Origin of the sequence: Cyanobium sp. Lug-B, assembly GCF_024345635.1 — a bacterium.
GTDB classification, from domain to species: Bacteria; Cyanobacteriota; Cyanobacteriia; order PCC-6307; family Cyanobiaceae; genus Cyanobium; species Cyanobium minutissimum.
This window is the reverse complement of the sequence record NZ_JAGQBM010000051.1, coordinates 1-24,462: the sequence shown is the minus strand read 5'-3', so window position 1 is coordinate 24,462 and position 24,462 is coordinate 1. Positions and strand designations below refer to the sequence as shown.

Sequence of the window (24,462 nt, the reverse complement as noted above, 5' to 3'; positions counted from 1 at the left end):
GCCGCGTCCCTGGCCCGGCTGCCGCCCCGCTGGCGCGACAGCGCCCCGGTGCTGGCCCGGCGGATCCCGGAGGCCGAACCCACCGGGGACGGCCCCCATCCCGCCACCGACGCCGCTGCCCTGAAGCTGCTGCGCCGCTGGCCCCTCGACCCCGCCAGCCGCACGCTGCAGTGGGATCTCGTGCGGGAGCGGCTGCTGGCCGGCCGCTGGCGGGCGGCCCTGGCGCTGCTGGAGGCCATCCCGACTGAGGAGCTGCCGCCGCCCCTGGCCGCCCGCCAGGGCTTCTGGATCGGCTTCATTCAGCAACAGCTCGGCGACGGCGCCGCCGCCAGGGCCACCTGGGAGGCGCTGCTGCGGCGCCATCCCGGCGGCTACTACGGCTGGCGCGCCGCGGTGCGCCTGGGCCAGGGGGATCTGCAGTTGAGCGCCGGGCCCCACCTCCCGGCTGGTGCCGACGGCCCGGGAGGGGTCAGCGGCTGGCGGCCCCTGGCCAGCGGCGATGCGACCCTCGATCGGCTCTGGCGGCTGGACCAGCGCACCGAGGCCTGGGAGACCTGGCGCCACCGCCGCGGGCGCCGGGCGCCGGAGGGCAGCCGGGAGTTGCTGCTGGAGGGGCGGCTGCGCCAGGGGGTCGGCGACGACTGGACCGGCTTCGGCCTGCTGGAGCAGGCCAGCCTGAAACTGGACGGCAACCAGTGCGCCCTGGAGCGCGAGCTGGAGCGCAGCCTGCATCCGCTGCGGTTCGAGGCGGCCTTCCGGGCGGCCGCCAACCAGGGCGGGCTGCCGATGGAGCTGCTGCTGGGGGTGGCCAAGCAGGAGTCGCGCTTCACCCCGGCGGTGCGCTCGCCGGTGGGGGCCACGGGCCTGATGCAGCTGATGCCGGAGACCGCCGCCGAGCTGGCCGGCGGGCCGGTGCCGGAGTCGGTGCTGGAGGACCCGGCCGGCAACGCCAGCCTCGGCAGCCGCTACCTGGCGAACATGCTGCGCCAGTGGGACGGCGACCCCCTGCTGGCGGTGGCCAGCTACAACGCCGGGCCCGGCGCCGTGGCCGGCTGGGTGAACCCCCAGCTGCGCAGCGACCCGGAGCTGTGGGTGGAGGCGATCCCCTATCCCGAAACCCGCCTGTACGTGAAGAAGGTGCTGGGCAACGTCTGGAGCTACCAGCAGGGCAGCGAACCGGGCTGCTGATTCAGCGCACCAGCAGGCGGCCGAAGTTGGCGCCGCCGAGCACCAGCAGGGTGAGCACCCCGGCCAGCACCAGCGGCGGCGGCACCACCCGCACCCGCAGCAGGTCGAGCCGGGCCAGCAGCACCGCCGAGCCCATGATCAGCACGTTGGCCAGCACGTTGAGGTGCAGCAGGTAGAGGCCGCCGACGGTGACCAGCAGCAGGGTGACCACCAGGCTCACCACCCGGCTGGCCGCCATCACGATCGACAGCTGCCGGATCACCAGGTCGGGCATGGTGCAGACGAACACGATCAACATGGCCTGCAGGCACTCCGCCGACCAGACCAGGGTGGTGAGCTCCTGCATCCGGGTGCCGCCGGTCTCCAGGGCATGGCTCCAGTGCATCCCCTGGTAAGTGCTCACCCCCATCAGCACCAGCAGCATCGGGGCCTGGATCGGCAGCAGCATCAGCCGGACGACCTCCTTCATGGCTCCAGCACCAGGGTGATGGCCTCCAGCGGGCAGCTGGGGATGCACTGCTCGCAGACCAGGCAGCGGGAGGCCTCGAAGTGGAGCCGCTGGCTGGCCGGGGTGTAGTGGAGGGCGCCGCTGGGGCAGACGCTGGAGCAGATGCCGCAGTCGACACAGCGCTCCGGATCGATGCGGATCTCACCGGGGGCGCGGTTGAGCCCCAGCCCCTGGCTCTCCAGCCAGTCCTCGGCGGCATCGAGCTCGTCGATGTCGCCGGAGAGCTCCACCACCATGGTGCCGCTCTGGTTGGGGGCGATCTGGGCCCGCAGGATCTTGGCGGCGATGTCGAAGTCGACCGCCAGGCGGTAGGTGATCGGCTGGTGCACCGCCTCGGAGGGGAAGTGGAGAGTGAGGCGCCGTTTCACCGCTCCAGGCCGGGAAAGCTGACGCTAGCAACGATGTCCGGAGCCAGCCTCCGGGCCCGCGGGATGGGCGACGCCCGGCGGGAGGGCCGACGCTGACGGTGGGTCGACGCTGCCAGAGTGGGCGCCGTTCCGTGTCGCCGCCGCCCATGGCCCCGTCGGGCAGTTCCCCCCCCTCCAGCCTCGGCCGCACCGAGCGCATGGTGCTGGCGGCCGTGGCGGCCGTGCTGGTGGTGCTGATGGTGTGGCTGCGGGGCGGCCTGCACCCGGAAGCGCCCCTGGAGCGCCTCGCCCGCCAGTCGCCCGAGTTCAGCGTGGCCCTGGCCGATGGGCGACCCACCCTGGTGGAGTTCTACGCCGACTGGTGCGAGGCTTGCCGTTCGATGGCCCCGGCGATGGAGCGGATCGAGCGCCAGCAGCGGGGCCGGATGGATGTGGTGCTGCTCAACGTCGACAACCCCCGCTGGCAGCCGGAGCTGGAGCGCTACGACGTCAACGGCATCCCCCAGCTGGAGTTCTTCGACGCCGCCGGCGCCCCCGTGGGGCGCTCGATCGGCGCCCGCAGCGGCCCCGAGCTCGAGGCCCTCACCACCGCCCTGGTCGACGGCACGCCCCTGCCCCTGCTGGCGGGGGTGGGGGCGGTGAGCAGCCTGCCGGAGGCGGCCGGGACCGAGGGCACAGCTCCCCCGGCCGCCGCCCTGCCCACCCAGGCCGGTCCCCGCAGCCACGGCTGATCGGCCGCCACCACGCTCCTCTCCCCCGCACCCCCGCCCATGGATCCCCGCTTCCGGGTCGCGCTGATCGCCGCCACGCCGAACCCGCAGCAGTGCGTCTACGCCGGGATGCACCAGGACTACAGCGAAGGGTTCGTGGCCGCCGACCAGGCCGAGTGGCCCGATGAGCGCAAGGCCGGGGAGATCTGCGTCAAGCGGCTGCTGGCCGGCGAGCGCGGCCACTACGGCCCCCTGGAGCACGCCCAGATCGTGCTCAACGTGGGCTGGTTCCCCCATTCGGTGATGCAGCAGGCCCGCACCCACCGGGTGGGGGTGAGCTTCGACGTGCAGTCGATGCGCTACACGGGCGACCGCATCCGCCGGGCCGCCAACGGCGAGCTCGACCTGGAGGAGGTGTTCTACCTGCGGCCGGTGGGGCCCTACAGCGACCGCCAGGGCAAGAAGTATCTGTACGACGAAGGCCAGCGGGCCATCGATCTCGAGCTCTGCCGGGCGGCGGCGGCGCGCTACCGCGACCTGCTCGATGCGGGCTTCGCCGAGGAGCACGCCCGCGGCATCCTGCCCTTCGACTACCGCCAGCACTTCGTGGTCAGCTTCACCCTGCGGGCGTTCCTGCACTTCCTCGACCTGCGGGCCAAGCTCGATGCCCAGCAGGAGATCCGCGAACTCTGCGACCTGATGTGGCCCCACCTGCAGCAGTGGGTGCCGGAATTCGCCGACTGGTACGAGAAGAGCCGGCTGCACAAGGCCAGGCTGGCGCCCTGAGGGCGGTGGTGAAACGCCTCCCCTGGGCCCTCGCCGCCGCCCTCTCCCTGGCCCTGGGCCTGGGTGCGCCGGGCGCGGCGACCGCGGAACCGGTGCTGCGGGTGGGCCTGGTGGACGGCTCGCCGCCCTGCAGCTACCGGGAGGCGGGGGTCTGGCGGGGGCTGGCCGTTGACCTGTGGAACCGGGTGGCCACGCTGGAGGAAATCCCCTACGTGGTCTCCCAGTGGCCCTCGGTGCGGCAGATGCTGGAGGCCAGCCGCGAGGGCCGGCTGGATGTGGCGGTGGGCTGCATCAACGTCTCACCCGACCGGCTGCGGCGCTACCGCTTCAGCCTCCCCTTCCAGGAGGACGGCCTGGCGGTGATGGTGGTCAAGAGCCGGCTGGATCTGGGGCGCTCCTTCCTGAGCGCCCTGCTGACGCCGACGCTGCTGCAGCTGCTGGGCAGCTACCTGCTGGCGATCGCCGTGCTCACCGGCATCACCCTGCGCCTGGAGGTCCACCACCATCCCGCGAGGGACGGCCGGCGAAACTCCCTGCGCCACGTCAGCAAGGTGTTCCAGGTGCTGGCCACCGGTCCGGGCAGCAACACGATCGTGACCACCACCCGCGGCAACGGGGTCGTGATCCTGGCCTACCTGGTGCGGATCGTCTCGGCATCGCTGCTGGTGGGCTACCTCACCGTCAACGTGGCCGGGGAGATCCAGGGCAGGGCCAGCGGCGACATCCGCTCGCCGGCGGATCTGCGCGGCCTGCGGGTGGGGGTGCGCAGCGGCACCGTCAGCGAGTCGCTGCTGAAGGAACTCAACGCCACCAGCACCGGGCCGAAGGCGACGATCGTGCCGCTGGCCAGCATCGGCGAGGGGGGAGCTCTGCTGGCCGAACGCCGGATCGACGCGCTGCTGGGGGACAACCTGCAGCTCAGCTACCTGCTGCTCCAGGAGGAGGCCAAGGGCTTCCTGCCCAGCCTGGCGCTGGAGGGGATCCGGCCCGAGTCCCAGGCCTTCGCCTACGCGCCGGCGCTGCCGGAGGCCACCGCCAACCGCATCGACCAGGCGATCAGCGCCCTCAAGCGCAGCGGCGTGGTCAGCGAGCTGCGCCAGCAGGCGACGACCCGGGGGAATCCCCAGGCGCGCTGACGGCGGCGCTCCACCAGCGCTCCACCACCTCGGGGCTGCCGTACCAGCGGGGGCCGAAGGCGCCGCCATGGGCCACCCCCGGCAGCACCAGGGGGGTGGAGCCCACCAGCAGGGCCGAGGCCACGGGCACCAGGCCGTCGCCCCGGTCGTCGGGATCGCCGCTGCTGTTGCGGTAGGCGGTGGGGGCCAGGCGCCGCGCCATGGGGGAGGCCTCCTGCAGATCCAGATCCCCGGCCACCGAGACGTAGCGCACCCGATCGGCGAAAGGGGAACCGGGCAGGCGCTCCGCCACCATCTGCCGCAGCACCGTGGCCTTGAGGGCGGTGTGGGGGCTGCCCAGCATCACCAGGGTGTCGGCCAAGGCCTTGCCGTCGTAGCGGCGGCCCTGAAACGGGGCGTCATCCAGGAACAGCCGCAGCATGATGCCGCCGGAGCTGTGGCCGATCAGGGTCACCTTGCCCGTGGGGGAGCGGCGGGCCAGTTCGGCGGCAGCGGCCCGCACCCGATCGAGGATCCCGGCCCAGGCGAAGGCGAAGACGGTGAGCAGCCACTCGGGTTTGCCCACGGGCACCAGCCGCACCGGCTGGCCACTGAGCTGCTCCAGCCGCGCCACCATCGGGGCATAGGCCTCGGGGCTGATCAGGAAGCCCCCGAGGATCAGGATCGGCTGGCGGGTCATGGGCGCTGGCTGGCGTGGCTCTGCAGCTGAATACAAGCAAGGAAGTGATCCCGCACCCGGATCGCTTCAGCCATGGCGGTGGTGGGGACGGGAACGATCAGGTTGTTGCAGGAGGGGGCGCCGCCGTCACCCCGGATGCCGGCGTAGAGGTAGAGGCAGCAAGGGTGCTCACCACCCAGACTGGCCTGGGTCACGGTCCAGTCGCCGCCCCAGTGACGCACGCGGCCATCCACCACGGCGGTGCGGTTGAACAGCTCCACCTGATCGCCGACCAGCAGGGCGGCGGGACTGGCAATCACCCGGAGACCGCGGGCGGGGATCCTGGAGGGCACCGCAATCTGATTGCTGCTGAAGCTGCGATTCAGGGCGACGAACTGCTGCCAGAGGTCGGGGTCGATGTGCCAGCGCCCGATGACCTCCCGGCCCTGCAGCAGGGCCCGTTCCGCCGCGCAGGCGGCCCTCGCCCACAGGAAGGTCAGCGTGCCGATGAGGAGGCCGAGCCAGCCAACGCCACCAAGGGCCAGCTGGAGGGGCAGGAAACGGGGCTGATCCGGCAGCACGAAGGCAGCGGTCAGACAGCCGAGGCCCGCCACCACGGCCATGGCTGCGCGCAGGATCTGGCGGCGAGGGCGGCGCACCGATGCGGCCTAGCCGCGGCGGGCCGCTTCGATGGCGGCGATGTCGATCTTGCCCATCTGCATCATCGCTTCGAAGGCGCGCCGGGCCGCGGCCCGGTCGGGATCGGCGATGGCGGCGGTGAGGGCGCGCGGGGTGATCTGCCACGACAGTCCCCATTTGTCCTTGCACCAGCCGCAGTCGCTCTCCTCGCCGCCGTTGGCCACGATCGCGTCCCAGAGCCGATCGGTCTCGGCCTGGTCGTCGGTGGCGATCTGGAACGAAAAGGCCTCGCTGTGCTTGAACTGCGGGCCACCATTCAGGCCCAGGCAGGGGATGCCGGCCACGGTGAACAGGACCGTCAGAACATCACCCTGCTGGCCGGACGGATAATCCGCCGGTGCACGAAAGATCTCCCCCACGGCGCTGTCCGGAAACGTTTCGGCGTAGAACGTGGCAGCCTCCAGGGCGGTGCCGTCGTACCAGAGACAGATCGTGTTTCTGGAAACCATTCTCCCGCTCCGATGAAGGGCTCAGGATCCTAGGAGCCGCGGACATTCGCACCTGCGGACCACATACATCCCGTAGCCGACGTGGGCGCCGTGGGTTTCGTAGAGCTGGATCTCGTGCTGTTCGGCGCTGACGATGGCGCGGGCGGCCTTGCTGGGGCCGTGCCGCTCTCCGTCCCGGTGCAGATCGATCAGCCCCTGAAGGTTGTCCGCAGGCTGGCGGCTAACGGTTGTGGATCCAACCCAGGGCGGCCTCCTCCAGCCTGATGGCCGGCAGGAACAGCCCGTACGCCCAGCCCTCGCCAGGGGAACGGTCGCGCCGGGTGATGAAATCCTGGCGTGGGGCACCCTTCCCTTCGGCGCCGCCGTAGCGCTCCACGGCGTGGAACAGGGTGAGCCGGGCAACGCCGTAACCCAGCGCGTAGGCGCCGAGCAGGCCTGCCAGGAGGGGACGGAGAGGCCTGGTCAATCGGCCCAGCTCCCAAGGCTGATGTGGTTCCATCCAACACCACCCCGTGGCTTGGTGCGACCGGCTCCGGAGGGCGGCGATGGGGTTCACAGCAGCGGATCAGGACTCTGTACATCCTGAACAGGCTCCTGATCCGGCCAAGACGACAACCCATCCAGCTCGCCGATCCGGGCGCCAGGGCGCGCCGCCGTCTCCGACGTGTCGCCCCGAATCCATCGATCCCCATAACCTGCCCCGGAGCCCCGCCGGTCCCCGTGGATTTCACCGCCGATCTGCCCGTCGTCCAGATCCGGCGGGCGGTGATGCGCCGTGCCCTGATCGCCACCGATCTGCCGCCGCGGGTGGCGCTGGCGATGGGCAACGAGCCGCTGCTGCTGCGCTACACGGTGGGGCTGTTCGGCTACGGCCTGATCGGCTGCGCCGTCACCGACGCGGAGAGCTGCCTGCGGCGCCTGGCGGAGCAGCCCCACGGCCTGCTGGTGTGCTCCGACAGCCTCGAGGGGGGCGACGTGCTCAGCCTCACCGCCACGGTGAAGGAACGCCATCCCCAGCTGAAGGTGATCGTGATCGGCACCGCCGCGGTCCAGGACCCGGCGCTGGTGCGGGCGGGGTGGGTGGACGGGCTGGTGGCGGAGCGCGACATGACCTTCCGCAGCGGCGCCCTGCAGGCGGCGGTGCTGGCGGCGCTGGGCGGGCACCACTTCCGCAGCGCCTCGATGCGGGACCTGCCGGTGCCGGCACCGATCAGCGAACTCAGCCCGCGGGACTACGAGATCCTCGAGGGCCTGGCCGATGGCCTCACCGACCGGGAGATCGCCGAGCGGCTGATGATCAGCCCGAGCACGGCCAAGTCGTACACCAAGCGGCTGCTGCAGAACATGGGCGCCCGCAACCGGCTGCAGGCGCTGGTGATGGCACTGCGGCAGGGCCTGATCCGGCTGCGCTGAGCCGCGCGGCCCCGCGCCCTTGCAGCCGATCACCCTCCGGCGCGCCGCCAACCACCCCCCGAAGGGGGTCGCCCCGGACAGGTGGGGCGCCGTAAACCGTTGGGGGTGATCTGTTCTGAACAATGGCGTCCGTCGATCCGGTGACCGGGGTGGGGTTCAACGTCGCCGAGGCCCTGCAGAAAAGCTTCCTCTTCTATGAGGCCCAGCGCTCGGGCAACCTCGACGAGGCCAGCAAGCGGATCGACTGGCGCGGCGATTCCGGCCTGCGGGACGGCCTCGACGGGGTGTACTTCGGCGGCCGCTCGGCGGCCAACCTGCAGAGCGGACTGACGCTCGATCTCACCGGCGGCTACCACGATGCCGGCGACCACGTGAAATTCGGGCTGCCGCTGGCCTCCACCCTCGCCACCCTCGCCTGGGGCGGGATCGAGTTCTCCGATGGCTATGCCGTCACCGGCCAGACCGATGAGCTGCTCGATGCGGTGCGCTGGGGCACCGACTACCTGCTCAAGGCCCACGGCGTCGATGCGGCCGGCACAACGCTCTACTTCGTGGCCCAGGTGGGCGATGCCGGGGCCGACCACGCCCTCTGGAGTTCGCCCGAAAGCCAGACGATCGCCCGACCGGCGATGGCGGTGACGCCTAGCAAGCCCGGCTCCGATGTGGCGGCGGGCTCGGCGGCGGCACTGGCCTCAGCGTCGGTGCTGTTCCGTCAGAACGGCGATGCTGCCTACGCCGATGTGCTGCTCAACCGCGCCCGCTCCCTCTACGACTTTGCCGACCGCTACCGGGGCAGCTACGCCGATGCGATCCCGGAGGTGCGCTCCTTCTACAACTCCTGGAGCGGTTACAACGACGAGCTGGCCTACGGCGCCGCCTGGCTGTCGCGGGCGGTGAGCGCGGCGGGGGGCAACGGCACGGCCTACCGCGACAAGGCCCTGTCGATCTACACCGGCAGCATCGGCGGCCTCTCGCGGGGCTGGACGGGCAACTGGGACGACGCCTCCTATGCCACCGCCGTGATCCTGGCGGAGGACACCGGCTCGGCCCGCATCCAGCAGGACGTGGAGGGCTGGCTGAACAACTGGGTGACCGGCGGCAACGGGGTGACGATCAGCGCCGGCGGCCTGCGCCACATCAGCCAGTGGGGCTCGCTGCGCTACGCCGCCAACACGGCCTTCCTGGCCGATGTCTATGCCGACAACGTGCGCGACCCCGGCGGCGCCTACGGCCGTCTTTCACAGGGGACGGTGGATTACATCCTCGGCGCCAATCCGCGCCAGTCGAGCTACCTGGTGGGCTTCGGGGTCAACGCGCCCCGGCAACCCCACCACCGGGCGGCCTCGGGCGTGGGCTGGGACGGGTTCCGCAACGGCCAGCCCAACGCCCACATCCTCTACGGCGCCCTGGTGGGCGGCCCCACCAGCGCCAACGACTTCGCCTACCAGGACCGCCGCGACGACTTCGTCGCCAACGAGGTGGCCCTCGACTACAACGCCGCCCTCACCGGTGCCTTCGCCCGCAGTGTCGAACGCCGCGGCGGCGTGCCGCTCACCGATGCCCAGCTCGACGCCCTGCCCGGAATCACGGTGCGGCCGGGCGGTGGCGGAACCCCGGTGACGCCGGTGCCGACACCGACGCCAACACCCACCCCAACACCGCCTCCCACACCAACGCCGACCCCCACTCCCACACCACCGCCACCGATTCCCACGCCCATTCCCACCCCCGGCGCCCCGCTGCCGGCCACGCTCAACGGCATTCCGCTCACCTCCAGCCCGGATCTGGCGGTGGTGGTGGGGGGCTCGATCTGGACCGGCGGGATGACGGTGCAGCTCACCGTCAGCAATGCCGGCACGGCGGCGCTGAACGGCTGGAGCTTCAGCTTTGAGAGCCCCCACCGACCCAGCGGCACCCCCTGGGGTGTGCGGATCAGCAGCACGGCGCTGGCGGGTGGCCTGTTCCGCCATGTCGTCAGCGGCGACGCCTGGGCCAGCACGATCCAGCCCGGCCGCAGCGTCACCGTGGGCTTCAATGCCAGCCAGGGCCGGGCCCTGGGCCACAGCGGCGCCCTCACGGCGGCGGCCCTGTTCGGTGGTGCCGGCCGGCTGGCCTTCAGCGCCGCCAACCCCCGCTTTCTGACCGGCAACGCCGCTGCCAACACGCTCGCCGGCGGCCCCGGCGCCGACGTGCTCACCGGCCTGGGGGGCGCCGACACCTTCCGGCTCTCCAACCTGGGCGACTCGCTGCTGGCCGCCCCCGACCAGATCACCGATCTGGTGATCGGCAGCGACCGCATCGATGGCCCCCGGGCCGTGTCGGCCGCCGCCCTGCGGGAACTGGGGGCGGTGGCCAGCCTCACCCCCACCGCCCTGGCCGCCGTGCTCACCCCCTCGACCTTCGCCGCCAACGGGGGCGCCACCTTCACCCTGGCCGCCGGCGGCAGCGGCGGTGGCAGCCGCACCTTCCTGGCCCTCAACGACGGGACCGCCGGCTTCCAGGCCGCCAGCGACGCCATCGTCGAGATCACCGGCTACAGCGGTTCACTCACGGCGCTGGCAATCGTGTGATGGGGGCCAGGAATCACCACCGTGTCCCGATCACTTCGGGAGAGGCCCACGTAAACGAGCAGGCCCAGCACCACGAACACCCCCTGGGCGGCCAGGGAGGCCGCCGATAGCCACGGGTAGGCATAGCCACCGGCCAGGAACGTGGAGATGTCCCAGAGGCCATGGGCCACCATCGCCGGCCAGATGAGGCCCGTGTAGCGGCGGAAGACATACAGCAGGATGCCGCTCAGGGCCGCCAGGACCACCTGGATCGCCCCGATCCAGCCCATGCCCATGAACATGTTCGGGACATGGAAGAGCCCGAAGCAGACGCCGGTGGTGATCGCGGCGGTGGCTTCCGAGCGGCCCCCCTGGCGCAGGCAGCGCAGGAACAGGCCGCGGAACAGCAGCTCCTCGGCGAAGCCGACACCGACACCGGCGGCGAGGATCGCCACCAGGAGAGCCGGTGGCACCGTGCTCCATCGGATGCCCACCAGGCGCAAGGCAATCATCGCCATCCAGGCCAGCATCGACAGCTTCATCAGGCCCGTGCAGCGCAGCCGCACGGGATCCCGCCAGAGATGGTCCCAGCGGCACCAACGGCTGAAAGCCAGCAGCGCCAGGCCGCCGACGGTGAGGGGGACGACCGCCGTGGCGAAGGCATTGCCGGCCGTCTTGAACCAGTCGGTGTAAGGGATGCCGGTGCGGAACTGCAGCACTCCGGCCAGGAGGCTGTAGGCGAGCCAGAGCGCCACTCCCAGGCGCATCGTCGGGCGGAGGCGCGGGGCAAGGGCGCCCGCCGTGGCGGTGGTCTGCCGTGTGGTGGGCTGCGGTGCGGTGGGCTCCATGAGGGCATGACACCTCTGGGGGCTCTGCTAGCGACACCGGAGGGGCCTGTCACCCTGATCCAGCCAGCGCTGACGCCCGCCGAAACGGTGGATACATTCAAAGCACTGCCAGCCCTGCCGATGCGCCGACTCCCGATCCTTGCCGCCTCCCTGCTGGGCCTGGCCTCCGTGGTGGCGGCGGCTCCGGCGCTGGCCGATACCGTGCAGGCCCGCTGCGATGTCTTCCCCGCCGGTGAGGACAAGGCCACGTCCTCGGGGCTGTGCACCTTCTCCCAGCGGCAGGGATTCGTCAGCATCGAGCTCAAGGGCGGCCAGAGGATCGAGCTCAAGCCCAACGAGAGCACCCCCAACGCCTACTTCGATGGGCGCGGTGAACCGGCCAGGCGGGAGATCCTGGAGGCCAACCGCGGCCAGGTGTACCGGCTGGAGAACCAGTCGATCTTCGTGTTCTGGGATCCCGCCCCCTACGGCAAGGAAGCCAGCAGCACCACACCCACCCCGCCCGCGGCGAAACCGCCGGAAATCGTGCAGCTGCTGCTGGGCATCCGCCAGGTGAAGTTCGAGGGCGCCTGCCGGGTCAACTTCAACAAGGCCGGCAAGCAGTTCAGCAAGACCTCCGCCTGCACCCCGGCCCAGGTGACCCAGGCCGAGGACGCCATGCAGCGCTTCTTCCGGGAGCAGGGCCTCTGAGGGCCCTAAGAATTGGTGTTCACCGGCGGCAGTCGCGCCGAGGGTGCGGCCTGGTTTCCCGCGGGAACCTTCTGCTGCTGGCGACGGCACCTTGCCACGGGAGGACCGTGGCTGATGGGCACCCCAACCTGGTGGCGCAGCGAACGTAACGGCCTCGCACGCAGCACGTATTGATCGATTCGCTGGAGCCCCCCGTTGCTGGAGTGCTCGTCATGGAGCGGCGCGACGTTCCTGGCGGAGGGCGCTGAGGGGATGGCCTGCGACGGCGGGGCCCGCCCATCGGGATGGGGGCCTGCCGCCGGCCGACGTGCCTCCATGAAGCTGCATGGAGGCAGCGAAGATGCGGCGCCGATCAGAGGAGGAAACTCAGGCAATCACTGATGGATTCTCGTCAGTGATCCATCCATCTGACGCGCCTGGAGCAGATGCTTCGCTCGTGAAGAATCTTTTCCGCAATGGTCGATGACCGATTCGGGGCTCTCACAATCGATCCACGCCCAGATGTGAGCTTGGAGCAAGGACGATGAAGGGAAGCCGAGGGATTCCCAGGCTCTCTTTCCGCGTCAACCGCCACGTCTTTTCTTCAGGCCCAGGAGTTGCTCCCCATGACGACTTCCATCCATCCCACGCCGTCATCCGCACCGCACCGCAGGTGGTGATCTGAGTGACGCCCGGTCCCGGACCGCGATGCCGCTCAGTGGCACCTGCCCATCTGATCTCCATTCGGTTTCCCATGGCTTGCCCATCTCCTTGGAACTGGAGGGTTGGACCCATGACCCATCGTGCCCATCCCCTACGGACGGTGCTGCCCCTGATGGTGGGTCTGGTCCTGCAGGCTCCCGTCAGCCTGGCCCAGGTTCAGGGGCCTCCCCTGGATGACAACCTCGGCTCGCACCACTACCCCCTGTCGATCAGGAATCGCCTGGCTCAGGCCTACTTCGACCAGGGGCTCCGTCTTTACTACGGGTTCAACCACGCTGAAGCGATCCGGGCCTTCCGCCACGCCGCCAGCCTCGATCCCCGCTGCGCCCTCTGCCACTGGGGAGAAGCGCTGGCGTTGGGACCCAACATCAACCTGGCGATGGACCGAGAGGCGGGGCTTCAGGCGTGGGCCGCTCTGCAGAAGGCGCGGGCCACCATGGCCACAGCCTCCCCGAAGGAGCGGAACCTGATCGAGGCGCTCACCCGTCGCTACACGGCCGATCCGCCGGTGGAGAGGGGCCCCCTGGATGCGGCCTGGGCCGACGCGCTGGGGAAGCTCGTTCGTCTGTATCCGGACGACATGGATCTGCGCACGTTGCATGCGGAGGCGCTGATGGATCTGACCCCTTGGCAGTATTGGAACAAGGACGGCTCAGCCCGTGAACACACGGCCGAGATCCTGCGTCAACTGGAGACGGTTCTGCGGATCGCACCCAACCATCCGGGGGCCAATCACTTCTATATCCACGCCATCGAGGAAGTGCAGCCCGAGCGTGCACTGCAGGCCGCCGAGCGGCTGGCCGCTCTGATGCCCGGTGCCGGGCACATCGTGCACATGCCTGGACACATCTATGTGAGGGTTGGACGCTATCGCGATGCCATCACCGCCAACGAACATGCCATCCACGCCGATGAAACCTACATTCGGACACGGCGTCCTGCCTTCGGCGTCTACCTGGCCGGCTATTACCCCCACAATTACGACTTCTTAGCCTTCGCCGCCAGCATGATCGGCCGGGAAGAGCAGGTTCTTGCCGCCACTGAGACGCTGCGCACGCTGTCCCCGGATGAGATGCTGCGCGCACCGGGGATGACCTTCCTGCAGCATCACCGCACCCGGCATCTGCAGATGAAGGTGCGCTTCGCTCTCTGGGAATCGATCCTGGCCGAACCGGCCCCACCGGCGGACCTCGGCCATGCCCGCGGCATCTGGGCCTACGCCCGCGGTCGTGCCCTCATCGCCCAGGGAAGCCTTGTGGAAGCACGCCGACTCCTGGAGGAGCTGCGAGCCCTGGCTGCAGACCCCGGGCTCTCGGCCCAACGGCTCGAGTTCAATACGTCGGGCACGGTGCTGGCGATCGCCAGAGACGTGCTGGCGGCCCATCTCGCGGCGGCTGGAGGGGATTCCGAATCAGCCAGGAGCCAATTCCAGACGGCGGTGTCGCTCGAGGACGCGATGGTCTACGGAGAACCACCGGAATGGTCGATTCCCGTCCGTCAGGACTTCGGGGCCTTCCTCCTCCGGGTGGGTGAGCCCGCCGCCGCTGAGCGCGTCTTCCGTGAGGATCTGAAGCGCTTTCCGGCGAACGGATGGTCCCTGCACGGGCTGGCCGGCAGCCTCCGCAGCCAGGGACGCCAGCGTGAAGCCGCCTCCACCAGTGCCGAGTTTCGCCGGATGTGGGAGGGCAGCGACCTTCCTTCCTTCGCCACCGCCCGGGGTGGTTGAGGCTGGAAACACCGGATGGCCTTGCCTTGGTGCGCACGTCCTCCCCTCCCATCGCCTTGCCGCCAGCCTCCTGACCTGCAGAGACCAGGCGGGGCAAGCCTGACGGGACAGGCTGGGTGGAGCCGTGGTCATATCTGCTCACACCTGGGCGACGCCACGTCGCGCCCCAGACACAGGCGAAAGCCATGGTGTGGTCAGAGCCGCCCATGCCCGCCCCAAAGCCTCCCGCATGCTGCAGACCCCCCTGCGTCAGAGTCCCACCCCTCCAGCCTCGGCCAGGCCAGGAGCCGCTTCAGCGCTGTCTCCTGCGGGCACGCCATGGTCACGCTGGAAGCTGATCGCCGCCGGTTCGCTGACGCTCTGTCTGGCCGGGGGCGGTTGGCTGTCCTGGCATCAGGGACAGGTCCGTGCCCGCCAGGCCGCCCTGCTCGCCCAGACGGCGGTGGTGGAGCGCAGCAACGTGGTTCTTCAGGTGACGGCGTCCGGTTCGATCCGCCCCACGACGCCCGTGAACATCAGCCCCAAGCAACCGGGTCGCGTCACGGCCCTGTTCGTGGATCAGGGGGATCGGGTCAAGGCCGGCCAGGTGCTGGCGCGGATGGATGACAGCAACCTGAGGGGAACGCTGCAATCGGCCCTGGGAACCCTGGCGGCGGCGGAGGCCAACCTGCAGAAGCTGCGGGCCGGTAACCGCCCCCAGGAGATCGAGGCCGCGCGACGCAATCTGCAGGCGGCGGAGGCCGATCAGATCGCCGTTCGTTCCGCCTACCTCAGCAACCAGCAGCTGTACCGATCCGGCGCGATCGCTCGGGTGAGCTTCGATGCCAGCCGCTCGGCCTTCCTGGCCAGCGAAGCCCGGGTGAGGTCCCTGAGGGCCCAGATGGATCTCGCCAGGGCCGGCAGCCGCGCGGAGGACATCACCACGGCGGCCGCCCAGGTGCTTCAGGCCAGGGGGGATCTCGCCACCATCCAGGCCCAGGTCAATGACACCGTGATCCGGGCCCCCTTTGCCGGGGTGATCAGTCAGAAATATGCGGACGTCGGCGCGTTCGTCACACCCACCACCTCCGCCAGCGCCACCAGTTCCGCCACCTCCTCATCGATCCTGGCCCTGGCCAGCGAACTGGAAGCGGTGGCCAACGTGGCGGAAGTGGACGTGGGCGCCATCCGGCCCGGCCAGCCGGTGGATCTGCAGGTGGATGCCTTCCCTCGCCAGGTGTTCCGCGGAACCGTGCGGCTGGTGGCGCCGGAAGCGGTGGTGGAGCAGAACGTGACCAGCTTCCAGGTGAGAATCGCCCTGGCAGCCGACGCGCGCAGCCAGCTCCGCTCCGGCATGAACCTCACCGCCAACGTCCGGGTGGGCCGGCGCTCCGATGCCCTGCTGATCCCCACCCCGGCGATCGTGAGCGAGCGGGACGGCACCGGAGTGATGAGGCCCGGTGACAGCGGGGAGCCCAGCTTCCAGCCCGTGCAGGTGGGCGTCACGATCGGCAACCGCACCGAAGTGCTGCGCGGCCTGAAAGCCGGCGATCGGGTCTACGTGTCCGTGCCGGGCCGGCGTCAGCCCAACGCCCGGCCGGTGTCGGGCACCTCGCCGTTCCAGCAGCAGCGGGGCCCGGGGAGGATGCCGCGTTGACGGGGCGTCGCCGGGGTGAGCGGGGTGGTGGCGAGCTGGTCGAAACGATCGCGCTCGCCTGGTCGTCGCTGCTGGCCAACCGGATGCGCTCCGCCCTGACGATGCTGGGCGTGATCATCGGCATCGGCGCCGTGATCAGCATGGTGACGATCGGGCGCGGCGCCCAGCTCCAGACGGAGAGCCAGTTGAAATCGCTGGGTTCGAACCTGCTCTTCGTGCAGAGCGGCGTGGCACCCGGCGGCGGCCCCGCCTCACGGGGAGCGGGCTCGGCCACCACCCTCACCTGGGAGGATGCCCAGGCGATCGCCGCGTCCATCCCTGCCGTGGCGGACGTGGCCCCGAATCTGAGCCAACGTACCCAGGTGGTGCTGGCCGATCGCAACACCAACACCACGGTGGTGGGCAGCACCCCGGCCTTCGTGGCGGTGCGCGACTTTCTGCCCCTGAGCGGGCGTTTTTTCAACCAGGCCGAACTCAACCAGGCCGCCAGGGTGGCCGTGCTGGGACAGACCGTCGTCGACAGCCTCGGGTTGACGGACCGCAGCGCCCTGGGCCGCACGATCCGCATCCGCGGCGAGACCTTCACCGTCATCGGCACCCTGGAGTTCAAGGGCAGCACGGGTTTCCGCGACCAGGACGATCAGGTGCTGATTCCGCTCACCACGATGGCCGCAAGGATCGTGGGGATGAACACCACAGCCGGCGTGTCGGTAGAGAGCATCGCGGTTTCGGCGCGGTCCGCCGAGGCCATGGAGGCAGGGGAGTATCAGATCACCAACCTGCTGCGGTTACGCCACAGGATCGTGCCGCCCCGAGAGGACGACTTCCTGATTCGCAACCAGGCCGATCTGGTCAACGCCTCCAACGCCGTCGCCAATGTGTTCACGGCGCTGCTGGGCGGATCCGCCGCCATTTCCCTCTTGGTGGGGGGAATCGGCATCATGAACATCATGCTGGTGTCCGTCACAGAGCGAACGCGTGAGATCGGCATCCGGCGCGCCATCGGGGCCCGTTGCAGTGACATCCTGCGCCAGTTTCTGATCGAATCAACGGTGCTGTCCCTGGCGGGCGGCCTCCTGGGGGTTCTGCTTGGTGTGCTGGCGTCGATGGCCATCAATTCAGTCTTTGGCTGGAGCGCAGGGATCGCCCTGGATGCGGTGGGTTGCTCGCTGATCTTCTGCCTGGTGATCGGTGTGTTCTTCGGCGCCTATCCGGCCAGCAAGGCCGCCCAGCTGGATCCGATGACGGCACTTCGGAGCGATTGAACCATGCTGCAACTGCGACAGATCACCAAGGCCTATCGCATCGGAGAGATGGAGTCTGAGATTCTGCACGGTATCGACCTGACCATCCTTCGCGGCGAGTACACCGCGATTGTGGGCACATCAGGATCCGGCAAGTCCACCCTGATGACCATTCTCGGATGCCTGGAGCAGCCCAGCAGTGGCCAGTACTACTTCGATGCCCGTGATATTACCCAGCTGAGCGACAATGAACGCACGGACATCCGCAACGTTCGGATCGGTTTTGTGTTTCAGCAATTCAACCTCCTGCCGCGCCTGACAGCACTGCAGAACGTCATGCTGCCGATGGTCTATGCCGGTTACGACCGAGACGAGCGGCGGCAGAGGGCGGCGGCGATGCTGGAGCAGGTGGGGCTGGCGGACCGGATGGCCAACCGACCCAATCAGCTCTCCGGTGGCCAACAACAACGCGTCGCGATCGCCCGCGCCCTGGTGAACCAGCCCGAACTGCTGCTGGCCGACGAACCCACCGGCGCTCTCGATTCACGGACCGGCCAGGAGGTGATCGAGCTGATCTCCGGTCTTCACGCCGATGGGCTCACGATCGTGCTCGTCACCCACGACCCGTCCGTGGCCGAGAACAGCGGGCGGATCATCCGGATCCAGGACGGGCAGATCAGCAGCGACAGCCGACCGCGCTGCCCAGACGACCTGTTTCAGGACTGAGGGGGAACGGCGTGTAGCTGCTTGGATCCGGTGCCCCCAGCCGCACGTCAGGCATCAGGCAAGCCGGCTGGCCCCTCCCCAGAGCCCGCGGCAGCACCATCTCCCGAGCGCCCTATACGGCCCTCGGTGCCGTGAATCCTCTGAGGGCGTTCTTCAAGAGCTGAGTGGAGAGGTCGGGATCATGGTGTCCGGCATCGGTTCAAACCCAGCATCGGCGGGCGAAACAACGGAAATGAAGGTGAGTGGCTCCTGACCGTGATTGCTGACGCCGTGCACACAACCCACGGGAGCGACGACCACAGCTTCAGCCGCTTCCACAATCACCGACCGTATCGGTTCATCGTCGGACGGCGGCATGAAATCAACAGCACGAAAGAGGCGATCGCTACCCATGGCCAATCCCTCGCGTGAAGGGTAATGGCTGACGCTGGAGCAGAAGCAGATGCCAACTGTAGGCCAGTCCCCCGGCAGGAATGTTGAACGCATGACGGTAGCCATTGCTCACATGGGCGGGGTGACACCGGCGCCAAGAGCCAGGGGGGGGGGGGCGCACACGACGGCCTCGATGCCGAGGCGAGTGGTGGCAAGCGCTGAAGCGTGGGGAGCCCGGTCGGGCGGCTCACGGCCCAGCATGGCAAGTCTGGGCTGATCCGACAGGAATCCCAGCTGGCGCTGACCCTGCTTGGCAGGGCCGCACCCCGAGATCGCCCAGACCCGCCTCTGGCCACGCAGCGCTTCCGCATGACGTGTCACCGATTCACCTGTCCTGAACATCGGGGAAGCCCACCTCTCCTTCCAGCACCCAGCCAGACCACTCAGTGCAGGCACAAAGCGGCGGTGCGATGGTGGCACGTTGCTCATCGGGAGACAGCTGCCAGAACTGACCATCGACAACGACATCATCAGCCAGCCATCAGATCTTGATTCTTCTTCTATAGATCATCACAGCACTGAATTTCGCGACCTACGCAACGACTGATATGGGGTCATTTCCCATAGTCTGCCGGTGCTCCACATCTGCGCCCATAGCTTCTGATGAGCTGAACGTTCTGAGCATCAGCTCCATGGAAAGCTCCTTGATTGAGGTTCCACAGCGCATCCCTCGCCCTGGCGCACATCAGATAGGTATTGCCCCCAATCTCGCTACGTCGAATCGCAGCGATCCAGGTCAGGATAAGGTGGTTGGGACCAGCTGGCTGCGCATGGACAGGAGGGAGCAGGGCTAGCACGAGCGCGAGTCGCAGACAGATTTCAAGCATTCTCATCTTTGGATTTCCAAAGAGGCGATTCCAGAACTGTATCCGAGCTTGCTCCTTCTCGGAAGCCGTCAAGTCCGAAGACGGGACATCCGGAGAAACTCCCTCAATCACTTCAACAACTCCAAAGCTTCTCAACACCATTGACAAGAACGCTGCGCCCATGGCTCAGATCCAATCAGTCAGCGATCATTGGGAGAAGTTCTGGACTGAATAGACGCGTCCAGTGAATGGATCCGCCACTATCCCATAGCCAAATCGGGTATAGGAAGGGGTCAGAAGATTAATCCGGTGGCCTGGGCTGTACATCCAAGACTTTTGAAACTTCTCAATCAACCGATAACTGAGCATAACTCCTGGCGCCCCAGTCTGCTGCATGATATTCTCTCCAACCCCGCCCTGCCCTCCAAGCCTGGAAAAACGGTCTGTCGGAGTCTTTCCCTCCGGAGTCACGTGGGCGTAGTAGCGCCGGGTCAGCATATCCTGGGCGTGAAGTTGTGCGGCTTGTGCGAGGAGCGCATCTTCGACCAAAGGGGACAGCCCATTCAGGTGGCGATCCCGATTGACCAACCGAAGAGCCAATGCCCGATTCTCAATCAGCGACCTTGGCTGGTGGGCATCGAGCACTCCGATGCTGGAGACACCGATTCTCCAGTCACTCCCCCCTTTCCCATTTTCAAGTGCAAAGAAGTCTCTGGCACCAATCAGGACAAAGCCTACGATCAAGGAAACAGACAGGATGACTTGCAGATTGACTCTTTTACCACTCAGTTGACGATATCGTCTTCGCGGGTATCTCGCCATCATCTACTACCTTTGGTGCACCCCATCAGCACAACCCATCGACTGGGCGGCATAAAAAAGACAACCTTGGATGTCACAATTTCTATGCAGGGATGGCCATGCGAACGAAGCTTAGCCAGGCAAGTCATCATGCCCGGGTTTCCCCACATACCAAGGGATGCGGGGCCAGCACTCATATGGTGCGTCCAACCAGACTCAGGCCTCTCGTCTGGCCATCGGGAAAGACGGATCAGGCGGCTGGGGGGGGTAGGGCCTTGCTCTGCAGGCTGGTGACGCCTGGACATGAACACGCCGATGCTGGGTGGGTGGGGGCCAGTGCGAAAAGGCATCGCGTCACTCCTGGCCACCACGCTCCGGGCGGTGGGCGTCAGGCCTGCTGGGCGCGGGGGCTGGGCGGCGGCGCCGGCTGGTGAACGGTGAGGTGGTAGACGCAGAACACCGCATCGCGCTCCCAGCCGGCAGAGGCATAGAGCGCCTGGGCGGCGGCGTTCGTGAGGGCGGTGGAGAGCGAGAGCCGGATGGCCCCGGCCCCACGGCCGCGGTGCACGGCGGTCTCCAGCAGGCGGCGGGCCACCCCCGAGCGCCTGGCCTCGGGCACCACGAACAGGTCGTTGAGGATGAAGATCGGCGCCATCGACACCGAGGAGAACGATGGATAGAGCTGGGTGAAACCCACCGCCTGGCCACCGGCTTCGGCGATCAGCAGCACCGAGTCGCCATGGGCCAGCCGCTCCTGCAGGAACGCGCCGACGCGATCCGGTTCGGACGGCTGGCCATAGAACTGGCGATAAGCGTCGAACAGAGGAACGATCAGCTCCAGATCGGCGGGACCGGCTTGACGGACAACTACGGGGGGCAAGAGACAACGGGTGGCGCTCAGCCATCCTCACGCTGAAGGCGCAGCATCTCGCAGGCCCCCCGCTGGAACTCATAGCCCACGCGGTCCAGCGACACCTGGAATCCCGCCGCCCGCAGCGAATCCACCTGCCCGGCGAGATGGGGTGACACCGTCCCGCCCAGCTCCAGCAAAGGAAACACCCTGACCTCCCGGGCCACGCGAGTGAGCTCCAGCAGCGAGGCCTGGTGAAACGCCGCGTCCAGCTGGCGGCTGTAGAGGAACAGCAGGTGGGAGCAGAGCGCCAGATCGAAGCTGTGATCGGGGAACGGCAGCGACGGCAGTTCGGCGTTCACGTACCGCCCCTCCAGCAGGCCGGCCGGATAATCCTCGAGAAACGCCCGCATCGCCGCCATGCGGACCTGACCCAGCTCCTCAACGGACGCGATGGTGTCCCAGACGAAGGCTGATGGATTCCGCCGGGTCTGCTCGACGACCTCCGTGTAGGTGGCGTCGATCCGGGAGGCGATCTCTTCCTTCGTGAAGGCGTAGATCGGATCGCAGGAGACCACCGACAGGCCCCGCTTGCTGGCCTCCGCTTGGAAGCCGGCAGGGCCATCCCCACAGCCCAGGATCCGGCCCGCCAGATCGCTGTCGGCCAGGGAGAACATGGCCACGTATTCCTCGAAGGAACGGCCCCAGGGAACGATCTGCTCCAGCGTGAACATCGTCTCCTGGCCCCTATCAGCAGAGCCGGCCATCCTCCAACGACAGGGTGCGGTCGGCGATGTCGAGGATGCGGCTGTCGTGGGTCACCAGCAGGATCGTGCAGCCCTGTTCCCGCGCCAGCCGCTGCATCAGCAGCACCACCTCGCGGCCGGAGTGGCTGTCAAGGGCGGCGGTGGGCTCATCGGCCAGCAGCAGCGGCGGCTCCCCCACCAGGGCCCGCGCCACCGCCACCCGCTGCTTCTGTCCGCCCGAGAGCTGGTCCGGCTTGACATCGAGGTGATCACCCAGCCCCACACTCTCGAGGATCCGCCGGGCGCGCCGGTCCATCTCCCCGTCGCTGAGGGTGCCGCGCATCTCCAGCGCCATACGCACGTTCTGGGCGGCGGTGAGGCTGCGGTGCAGGTTGTGGGCCTGGAAGATGTAGCCGTGCTCGCGGCGGGCCAGGGTGAGCTGCAGCGCCGTGGCCCCCACCAGCTCCCGCCCCAGGACCCGCAGCCGCCCCCCCTGGGCCGCCCGCAGCCCGCCGATCAGGGTCAGCAGGGTGGTCTTGCCGGAGCCGGAGGGACCGGTGAGCAGCACGATCTCGCCGACGGCCACCTCCATCGCCACGTCGAACAGCACCTGGCGCCGCACCGCGCCCCGGCCGAAGTGGTGGTTGAGACCCTCGATCACGATCGCGCTGGCCATGGCGCCGGTCCCCATCAGAAGAGCTCGGCCGGATCGGCCGCCTGCAGCCGCCGGGTGGCGATCGCCCCCGAGGCCAGGCACATCAGCAGCGTCAGCACGAACACCGTGGTGGCCCGCCCCAGGGTCATGGCGATCGGCAGGCTGGTGGCCTTCGCCGCCACCGCGTAGAGCCACACCGGCATCAGCACGCCGGGGATGAAGCCCAGGGCCGCCAGGATCAGGGCCTGCTCCACCACCACCAGCAGCAGCCAGCGCTGGCGGAAGCCCATCGCCTTGAAGGTGGCGTACTCCTGCAGGTGGGCGTTCACGTCGGTGGAGAGCACCTGATACACGATCACCACCCCCACCACGAAGGCCATCGCCGTGCCCAGCCCGAAGATGAAGCCCACCGGGCTGGCCACCCGCCAGTAGTTCTCCTCGAACTGCACGTAGTCGGCATGGCTGAGCACCTGCACATCGTCCGGCAGGTGGCGCCGCAGGGCCCGCACCACCGGCGCCACCGGTTCGCCCGGCGCCAGGGTGAGCAGCCCGACGCTGATGCTGCCGGCCTTCGCCCGCGGGAACATCCGCAGGAACGTCTGGTCGCTCGCCATCAGGGTGGCGTCCGCCCCGAAGGAGGCCCCCAGCCGGAAAAGGCCACCCACGGCGATGGTGCGCCGCTCGATTTCGCTGGTCACGGGCTCGCCGCGATCGAGCCGGGCGATCATCTCGCCATAGCGGCCCCGGGCACCCCGGTCGAACAGCACCGTGTCGGGCAGCTTGAGGCGATCGGCCTGGGCCTGCACCTCCGGAAGACGCAGCACATCGGCATCCGGGTCGAAACCCAGCACCTGCACCGTGGCGCTGCGCAGCGTCTGGGGATTGCGCCAGTTGACCGTGCGGATGTACAGGCCCTGGGCATCCACCACCCCGGGCACATCCAGGGCCTGCAGCAGCCGGCGGCGCGGGAAGGTGGAGAGGTTCTGGAGGTTCAGGGCCTTCGGGCTGATCAGCACCACATCGCCCCGGAAGGCGCGATCCAGGCGCGTGTTGCTGTCGTAGAGGGCCGCCTGGAAGCCCAGCTGCATGAACATCAGCAGATCGGCGAAGGCGATGCCGGCGATGGCCACCAGGAAGCGACCGCGGTCGTGACGGAGCTGCAGCCAGCCGAGCGGGGTTCTCATGGCCCGATCACCACCCGCACCTGCAGGTTGGTGAACCCCGCCGCCCGCCGGCTGCTCTCCGGCGAGAGAGGGGCGCGCACCTCCACCACCCGGTTGTCGGTGTTGGAGCTCGGATCGGTGTTGATCAGGTTCTGGCGCAGCACGATGGCGCCGATCTGACCCACCCGGCCCTGCAGCGGCTGGGTCAGGGCCGGGCTGGTGATCCGCACCGGCTGCCCGCGCCGCACCCGCGGCAGATCGCTCTCGTACACCTCCGCCACCGCCTGCATCCGGCCGGTCTGGCCCAGCTGCAGGATCCCCTCCGCCCCGGGGGCCTCGCCCGCCCGGGCAAACACCTGCAGCACGGTACCGGCGATCGGCGCCCGGATCAGGTTGTCGTCGCGGGCGGCGATGGCGCGCTGCAGGTTGGCCTGGGCCTGCTCCAGCACGCGCCGGGAGGCCTCCACATCCAGGTCCACGCCGCCGGTGCCGGCACTGCTGCGGGCCTGCTGTCGCGCCAGCAGCACCCGGGCCTCCTGCAGCGAGGCGGTGACGGTGTCGAGGCTGAGGCGGCGGTTGTCGCGCTCCTCGGCCGAGACGGCCCCGCTGGTGAACAGGCTCTGGTAACGGGCGGCCTCGGTGGCGGCCGTGCGCTGCTGGGCCTCCAGGGAGCGCACCTTGGCCCGCTGGCCGTCCTCGCCGCTGCCGGCATCGGCGCTGGCGATCGCCAGCCGCGAACGGGCCAGGTTCACCTCGGCCCGGGCCGCCGCCACAGCGGCCTCCAGCTGGGGCTGGTTGTCGAGCAGGGCGAGCAGCTGGCCGGCCTGCACCGCATCGCCGCGGTCGACCAGCAGGGCCTGCAGGGTGGGCTGGCCGGCGCCCGAGAGCGGCGCCGCGATCGTGCGCAGGGCACTGACCGGCTCCAGCCGGCCCAGGGCGGTGACGGTGCGGACAGGCCGCTCGACCACCGGTG

General features: G+C 68.9%; 25 protein-coding genes. 11 read left to right on the top strand and 14 right to left on the bottom strand.

The features are described 5' to 3' along the window. Positions 1 to 1,188 (top strand): lytic transglycosylase domain-containing protein (locus KBY81_RS12305; RefSeq protein WP_254976633.1); only part of this gene is annotated, 1,188 nt, incomplete at its 5' end. 1 nt (position 1,189) lies between these two features. Here KBY81_RS12305 and KBY81_RS12300 read toward each other — a convergent pair. Continuing rightward, positions 1,190 to 1,657, bottom strand: coding sequence for a hypothetical protein (locus tag KBY81_RS12300; protein WP_106220859.1), 468 nt, complete (start codon positions 1,655 to 1,657; stop codon positions 1,190 to 1,192). Continuing rightward, positions 1,654 to 2,064, bottom strand: a complete 411-nt coding sequence (locus tag KBY81_RS12295; RefSeq protein WP_106220860.1) for an NIL domain-containing protein — start codon at positions 2,062 to 2,064, stop codon at positions 1,654 to 1,656. Before KBY81_RS12295 ends, KBY81_RS12300 begins: the two co-directional genes overlap by 4 nt. A gap of 146 nt (positions 2,065 to 2,210) precedes the next feature. Here KBY81_RS12295 and KBY81_RS12290 point away from each other — a divergent pair, with 146 nt between their 5' ends. Genes KBY81_RS12290 through KBY81_RS12280 form a run of 3 tightly spaced genes read left to right on the top strand, consistent with a single transcriptional unit; the run spans position 2,211 to position 4,696 of the window. Next, positions 2,211 to 2,795: a thioredoxin domain-containing protein gene (locus KBY81_RS12290; protein ID WP_254976635.1), complete on the top strand. Its 585-nt coding sequence runs from the start codon at positions 2,211 to 2,213 to the stop codon at positions 2,793 to 2,795. A gap of 39 nt (positions 2,796 to 2,834) precedes the next feature. Then, positions 2,835 to 3,560 (top strand): FAD-dependent thymidylate synthase, encoded by a 726-nt coding sequence (gene thyX, locus KBY81_RS12285; RefSeq protein ID WP_254976632.1) that lies wholly within the window; start codon positions 2,835 to 2,837, stop codon positions 3,558 to 3,560. Positions 3,561 to 3,565: 5 nt separating this feature from the next. Continuing rightward, positions 3,566 to 4,696 carry a transporter substrate-binding domain-containing protein gene (locus tag KBY81_RS12280; protein WP_254976631.1) on the top strand — a complete coding sequence of 377 codons (1,131 nt, stop codon included), beginning with the start codon at positions 3,566 to 3,568 and terminating at the stop codon, positions 4,694 to 4,696. Here KBY81_RS12280 and KBY81_RS12275 read toward each other — a convergent pair. The 4 genes from KBY81_RS12275 to KBY81_RS12260 all read right to left on the bottom strand — a co-directional run bounded on the left by KBY81_RS12275 (position 4,644) and on the right by KBY81_RS12260 (position 6,968). Beyond that, positions 4,644 to 5,375, bottom strand: coding sequence for a triacylglycerol lipase (locus KBY81_RS12275; RefSeq protein ID WP_254976630.1), 732 nt, complete (start codon positions 5,373 to 5,375; stop codon positions 4,644 to 4,646). The genes KBY81_RS12280 and KBY81_RS12275 overlap by 53 nt on opposite strands. Continuing rightward, entirely contained in the window at positions 5,372 to 6,013 is a 642-nt protein-coding gene (locus KBY81_RS12270; RefSeq protein WP_254976629.1) for a hypothetical protein, read from the bottom strand. The genes KBY81_RS12275 and KBY81_RS12270 overlap by 4 nt, the downstream gene beginning before the upstream one ends. 9 nt (positions 6,014 to 6,022) lie before the next feature. Next, a complete protein-coding gene (locus KBY81_RS12265; protein ID WP_254976628.1) occupies positions 6,023 to 6,502 on the bottom strand; it encodes a VOC family protein in 480 nt (159 codons plus the stop codon). Between the two features lie 220 nt (positions 6,503 to 6,722). Continuing rightward, positions 6,723 to 6,968 carry a hypothetical protein gene (locus tag KBY81_RS12260; RefSeq protein WP_106220866.1) on the bottom strand — a complete coding sequence of 82 codons (246 nt, stop codon included), beginning with the start codon at positions 6,966 to 6,968 and terminating at the stop codon, positions 6,723 to 6,725. Between the two features lie 254 nt (positions 6,969 to 7,222). Here KBY81_RS12260 and KBY81_RS16645 point away from each other — a divergent pair, with 254 nt between their 5' ends. Continuing rightward, complete coding sequence (locus tag KBY81_RS16645) at positions 7,223 to 7,915, top strand: response regulator transcription factor (protein ID WP_106220867.1); 693 nt, start codon at positions 7,223 to 7,225, stop codon at positions 7,913 to 7,915. Positions 7,916 to 8,037: 122 nt separating this feature from the next. Beyond that, positions 8,038 to 10,485 carry a glycoside hydrolase family 9 protein gene (locus KBY81_RS16515; RefSeq protein WP_261357238.1) on the top strand — a complete coding sequence of 816 codons (2,448 nt, stop codon included), beginning with the start codon at positions 8,038 to 8,040 and terminating at the stop codon, positions 10,483 to 10,485. Here the strand turns inward: KBY81_RS16515 and KBY81_RS12240 are convergent. Continuing rightward, complete coding sequence (locus KBY81_RS12240) at positions 10,449 to 11,312, bottom strand: CPBP family intramembrane glutamic endopeptidase (protein WP_254976627.1); 864 nt, start codon at positions 11,310 to 11,312, stop codon at positions 10,449 to 10,451. The two genes, KBY81_RS16515 and KBY81_RS12240, sit on opposite strands and share 37 nt — an antisense overlap. 120 nt (positions 11,313 to 11,432) lie before the next feature. Between KBY81_RS12240 and KBY81_RS12235 the strand changes: the two genes are divergently transcribed. From KBY81_RS12235 to KBY81_RS12215, 5 genes are all read left to right on the top strand, one after another. Beyond that, positions 11,433 to 12,002, top strand: coding sequence for a hypothetical protein (locus KBY81_RS12235; RefSeq protein ID WP_254976626.1), 570 nt, complete (start codon positions 11,433 to 11,435; stop codon positions 12,000 to 12,002). 802 nt (positions 12,003 to 12,804) lie between these two features. After that, on the top strand, positions 12,805 to 14,430 hold the full coding sequence (locus KBY81_RS12230) for a hypothetical protein (RefSeq protein WP_254976625.1): 1,626 nt from the start codon (positions 12,805 to 12,807) through the stop codon (positions 14,428 to 14,430). A gap of 229 nt (positions 14,431 to 14,659) precedes the next feature. Next, on the top strand, positions 14,660 to 16,066 hold the full coding sequence (locus KBY81_RS12225; protein ID WP_254976624.1) for an HlyD family secretion protein: 1,407 nt from the start codon (positions 14,660 to 14,662) through the stop codon (positions 16,064 to 16,066). Next, complete coding sequence (locus tag KBY81_RS12220; RefSeq protein ID WP_254976623.1) at positions 16,063 to 17,331, top strand: ABC transporter permease; 1,269 nt, start codon at positions 16,063 to 16,065, stop codon at positions 17,329 to 17,331. Before KBY81_RS12225 ends, KBY81_RS12220 begins: the two co-directional genes overlap by 4 nt. Before the next feature lie 3 nt (positions 17,332 to 17,334). Further along, the gene (locus KBY81_RS12215) at positions 17,335 to 18,036 is read left to right on the top strand and encodes an ABC transporter ATP-binding protein (RefSeq protein WP_254976622.1); all 702 of its coding nucleotides are present in this window, start codon (positions 17,335 to 17,337) and stop codon (positions 18,034 to 18,036) included. 153 nt (positions 18,037 to 18,189) lie between these two features. On the opposite strand, the gene KBY81_RS12210 is transcribed toward KBY81_RS12215, so the two are convergent. The 7 genes from KBY81_RS12210 to KBY81_RS12180 all read right to left on the bottom strand — a co-directional run. Beyond that, positions 18,190 to 18,429 carry a hypothetical protein gene (locus KBY81_RS12210; RefSeq protein WP_254976621.1) on the bottom strand — a complete coding sequence of 80 codons (240 nt, stop codon included), beginning with the start codon at positions 18,427 to 18,429 and terminating at the stop codon, positions 18,190 to 18,192. A gap of 1,052 nt (positions 18,430 to 19,481) precedes the next feature. Beyond that, complete coding sequence (locus tag KBY81_RS12205) at positions 19,482 to 20,018, bottom strand: CAP domain-containing protein (RefSeq protein ID WP_254976620.1); 537 nt, start codon at positions 20,016 to 20,018, stop codon at positions 19,482 to 19,484. A 445-nt stretch (positions 20,019 to 20,463) separates the two neighbouring features. After that, complete coding sequence (locus tag KBY81_RS12200) at positions 20,464 to 20,955, bottom strand: GNAT family N-acetyltransferase (RefSeq protein WP_254976619.1); 492 nt, start codon at positions 20,953 to 20,955, stop codon at positions 20,464 to 20,466. A gap of 17 nt (positions 20,956 to 20,972) precedes the next feature. Next, on the bottom strand, positions 20,973 to 21,692 hold the full coding sequence (locus KBY81_RS12195) for a class I SAM-dependent methyltransferase (RefSeq protein WP_254976618.1): 720 nt from the start codon (positions 21,690 to 21,692) through the stop codon (positions 20,973 to 20,975). After that, positions 21,676 to 22,347, bottom strand: a complete 672-nt coding sequence (locus KBY81_RS12190) for an ATP-binding cassette domain-containing protein (RefSeq protein ID WP_254972704.1) — start codon at positions 22,345 to 22,347, stop codon at positions 21,676 to 21,678. The genes KBY81_RS12195 and KBY81_RS12190 overlap by 17 nt, the downstream gene beginning before the upstream one ends. A gap of 14 nt (positions 22,348 to 22,361) precedes the next feature. Beyond that, a complete protein-coding gene (gene devC, locus KBY81_RS12185) occupies positions 22,362 to 23,510 on the bottom strand; it encodes an ABC transporter permease DevC (RefSeq protein WP_254976617.1) in 1,149 nt (382 codons plus the stop codon). Continuing rightward, positions 23,507 to 24,462: HlyD family efflux transporter periplasmic adaptor subunit (locus KBY81_RS12180; protein WP_254976616.1), on the bottom strand; the 956-nt coding region annotated here is incomplete at its 5' end. The genes devC and KBY81_RS12180, both read right to left, overlap by 4 nt.

Bases quoted from the DNA above. Each gene is read 5' to 3' on its own strand.
- KBY81_RS12195 (WP_254976618.1), bottom strand. From the start codon at position 21,692: ATGGCCGGCTCTGCTGATAGGGGCCAGGAGACGATGTTCACGCTGGAG.
- devC (WP_254976617.1), bottom strand. From the start codon at position 23,510: ATGAGAACCCCGCTCGGCTGGCTGCAGCTCCGTCACGACCGCGGTCGC.
- KBY81_RS12210 (WP_254976621.1), bottom strand. From the start codon at position 18,429: ATGGGTAGCGATCGCCTCTTTCGTGCTGTTGATTTCATGCCGCCGTCC.
- KBY81_RS12235 (WP_254976626.1), top strand. From the start codon at position 11,433: ATGCGCCGACTCCCGATCCTTGCCGCCTCCCTGCTGGGCCTGGCCTCC.
- KBY81_RS12290 (WP_254976635.1), top strand. From the start codon at position 2,211: ATGGCCCCGTCGGGCAGTTCCCCCCCCTCCAGCCTCGGCCGCACCGAG.
- KBY81_RS12190 (WP_254972704.1), bottom strand. From the start codon at position 22,347: ATGGCCAGCGCGATCGTGATCGAGGGTCTCAACCACCACTTCGGCCGG.
- KBY81_RS12275 (WP_254976630.1), bottom strand. From the start codon at position 5,375: ATGACCCGCCAGCCGATCCTGATCCTCGGGGGCTTCCTGATCAGCCCC.
- KBY81_RS12300 (WP_106220859.1), bottom strand. From the start codon at position 1,657: ATGAAGGAGGTCGTCCGGCTGATGCTGCTGCCGATCCAGGCCCCGATG.
- thyX (WP_254976632.1), top strand. From the start codon at position 2,835: ATGGATCCCCGCTTCCGGGTCGCGCTGATCGCCGCCACGCCGAACCCG.
- KBY81_RS12240 (WP_254976627.1), bottom strand. From the start codon at position 11,312: ATGGAGCCCACCGCACCGCAGCCCACCACACGGCAGACCACCGCCACG.
- KBY81_RS12225 (WP_254976624.1), top strand. From the start codon at position 14,660: ATGCTGCAGACCCCCCTGCGTCAGAGTCCCACCCCTCCAGCCTCGGCC.
- KBY81_RS12215 (WP_254976622.1), top strand. From the start codon at position 17,335: ATGCTGCAACTGCGACAGATCACCAAGGCCTATCGCATCGGAGAGATG.
- KBY81_RS12265 (WP_254976628.1), bottom strand. From the start codon at position 6,502: ATGGTTTCCAGAAACACGATCTGTCTCTGGTACGACGGCACCGCCCTG.
- KBY81_RS16515 (WP_261357238.1), top strand. From the start codon at position 8,038: ATGGCGTCCGTCGATCCGGTGACCGGGGTGGGGTTCAACGTCGCCGAG.